Source organism: Stenotrophomonas sp. HMSC10F06, assembly GCF_001807865.1.
GTDB classification, from domain to species: Bacteria; Pseudomonadota; Gammaproteobacteria; order Xanthomonadales; family Xanthomonadaceae; genus Stenotrophomonas; species Stenotrophomonas bentonitica_A.
In genome coordinates this window covers 1-2,479 of the sequence record NZ_KV791273.1, presented here as the reverse complement: position 1 = coordinate 2,479, position 2,479 = coordinate 1, and the positions used below count along the sequence as shown (strand labels likewise).

At 55.1% G+C, this 2,479-nt stretch carries 4 protein-coding genes; all 4 read left to right on the top strand.

Features of this window, described 5'->3' with window-relative positions; translation table 11 throughout:
* Window positions 1-342 (top strand): hypothetical protein (locus HMPREF3113_RS18865; protein WP_217628700.1); only part of this gene is annotated, 342 nt, incomplete at its 5' end.
* Window positions 343-380: 38 nt separating this feature from the next.
* Window positions 381-746 (top strand): hypothetical protein, encoded by a 366-nt coding sequence (locus HMPREF3113_RS09105; RefSeq protein ID WP_070471832.1) that lies wholly within the window; start codon window positions 381-383, stop codon window positions 744-746.
* Window positions 747-1,118: 372 nt separating this feature from the next.
* Window positions 1,119-1,916 carry an RHS repeat domain-containing protein gene (locus HMPREF3113_RS18950; RefSeq protein WP_254665266.1) on the top strand — a complete coding sequence of 266 codons (798 nt, stop codon included), beginning with the start codon at window positions 1,119-1,121 and terminating at the stop codon, window positions 1,914-1,916.
* A gap of 132 nt (window positions 1,917-2,048) precedes the next feature.
* A partial coding sequence (locus tag HMPREF3113_RS18860; RefSeq protein WP_217628699.1) for a hypothetical protein occupies window positions 2,049-2,479 on the top strand: 431 nt, incomplete at its 3' end.

The following is a 2,479-nucleotide window of genomic DNA, read 5'->3' as shown; positions in this document are numbered from 1 at the left end:
GTCGCGGCGACCATCGGTCTCGTTCCCATCGTTGGAGATGCCGGAAAAGCGGTCCTTAAGCACGGGGACGAGGCAGCACAACTTGGTAAGAAGTTGGCAAGCGAGCAGCAGATGGCTGAGTTGGCGGGTGGGGGTGGCACAGTGACGCACGGTCCAACTACGAAGCAGCCACTGCGACAGGGTGAGCGTCTTGCTGCCCAGCACGGAGGTGAAGCTGGCACATATCAGAAAGTCTCCAGTTCGTCCTATAAAGCTGCAGATGGCGGGCATGTGGAAACGCATGCGTTCCGCAATTCTGAGACTGGTCAGATCATCGAGCCAAAAACTGTGATCAATCCATAGGTGAGTGTCGTATGAAAGTACGGGCGTTGAGAATAGGCATGGATGTGTCGCCTTCGTTGGGTACAAATCGGCGGAGGGAATTCCCGATCAACGTTGGGCATGAGTACCTTGTCTACACGGTTGCCTGCATATTCGAGAAGGGCGAGTACCATGGTTTGACACTCTACGGAGTCGAAGATGAGTTCGGACGATTGATTCCTGTCCCTTCAGGGTTGTTTGAAATCACCGATCCCAGGGCTTCACGCTTTTGGGTAGTCACCAGTGATGAAGGCTCCTTCTACATGCGGCCACGTGAGTTTGTCGACAACGAGTATCTTTCAGACGACATCCATGAGGATCTTCCTGGAGCGCGAGCGACACTTCAGGAAATCAAGGCTCGGCTTGAGGCCGAAGGCCTCGAGTAGTTGATGCAGGTCCGAACGTCTCATTGCGTAGGCCGTAGGTCCAATTCCTATTTCCGGCACCAGTTCAGCAAAAAACCCCGGCCTTGGTCGGGGCTTTTTGTTTGTGGCGATACGGCCGTTGGTAGCGCCGGCCGGTGGCCGGCAAGCTCAGGTCCGTTTGATGTGCCTTGGCTGACATCGCCGCCACGACCCGATCCGGCTTCGCTGGCGCTTAGCGCCAAGAGCGCTGCTCCCGTCAGGATGGCGTGATTGGCCTCAATCGCACCGTTGGATTCCTGGCCGATCGTTGCTGTGCTATCAATAACCTGGCCTTGCTTCAAGGCTCTTTCAGGGATTGGAAGGATGCGCAGGTACGGGGAAGCTGCAGGCGGCGTGTCCACCCGCTTCAGGAGATGTAAGGATCAAGTTCGCAAGCTTGGTGCCGTAGGCGCATGGCTATGCTTTGTGCTGTTGCTGGGTCTGGCTGCTGTTCCGACCGCAAGCGCACAGACGGTCACCTACATCCATACCGATGCCCTAGGCTCTGTTGTAGCCAAAAGTGATGCCAATGGCAACGTGATCGAGCGCATCAGTTACGAGCCTTATGGCGCTGTCGTAGGTGCGCCGGTTGCTGATGGCCCGGGGTATACGGGGCATGTGAGTGACTCTGCCACTGGCATGAGCTACATGCAGCAGCGGTACATGGATCCGCAGTTGGGGATGTTCCTGTCGGTGGACCCGGTAACGGCTTATAACCAGCCCGTGGGGCAGTTCAATCGGTATCGGTATGCGAACTCGAACCCTTACAAGTTCACGGATCCAGACGGGCGGCAGAGCCTGCCGCGTTCGGTCTACGAGACGGATTGGACCAAGCCTGAAACCAGGCAGGCGTTTGGAGAGGTCGTATCGATAGTTGCGGATTTCACTCCGGACGTTGGTGACGTGAAGGGAGTGGCTGAAGCAGTTGGTGAGCCGACGCCAAGAAACATTCTTGCTGCCACCGTAGGCCTGATTCCTATTGTTGGAGATGTAGCAGGGAAGGCCATCAAGAACGCGGACCATCTGATCGATGCAGTTGGAAAGCTGGAGCGGGTAAAGGGGGCGCGCGCCAAGGGCGGGTGGAAGGAGACGCAGGCAAGCTATTTGATGCAATCACCGATGGCGGCACTAAGACCTCTGGCGGTCGGGTGAGAATGCCGGACGGAACAGTCATAGGAAGCCACACGTCAAAAACTACTGGCGTGGCGACTATTGACATCAACAAGTCTGGCCAAATTTACAAGATAAGAATCGATGCGCTTAAGTAGGTTCGGGGGTGGAGTGATGATCGACTTTCAGTCAAGCGGCATTGTGGGATACGGCGAGGGTTCTCTCGATGAGCTGGATATTTGTTACCTAGAGAAATACTGGTTGAATCTAGAAGGCTTGGTAAGTTATTGGGCAGGGTTGCTTAATCAGGCTTTCATTATCAATCGCGACGGTCCTGGAGTCCGATGCCAATCAAATATGGAGTGCCGGCCCGGGGGCGTCCTATTTACTGAGGAGGAGTTCCTCGACTTCAAGCGGCTGTCTATTGATCTAGGTGCCAAGAGTTTCGCAGTGATTGAGTATATTGGGCAAAGCGAGTGGGTGGATTTTTCATCTTTATCGTTTTTCCGATTTGCGTATCCGCTGGATGTGTCCTGGAGCGAGATGACAAGTTCCTGTCCGATTGCCGATGATGTGGTAATCCCCCCGCAGGTTAGCCGCAGCCA

Coding starts and splice junctions, on each gene's coding strand:
- HMPREF3113_RS09105 (WP_070471832.1), top strand. CDS start 381: ATGGATGTGTCGCCTTCGTTGGGTACAAATCGGCGGAGGGAATTCCCG.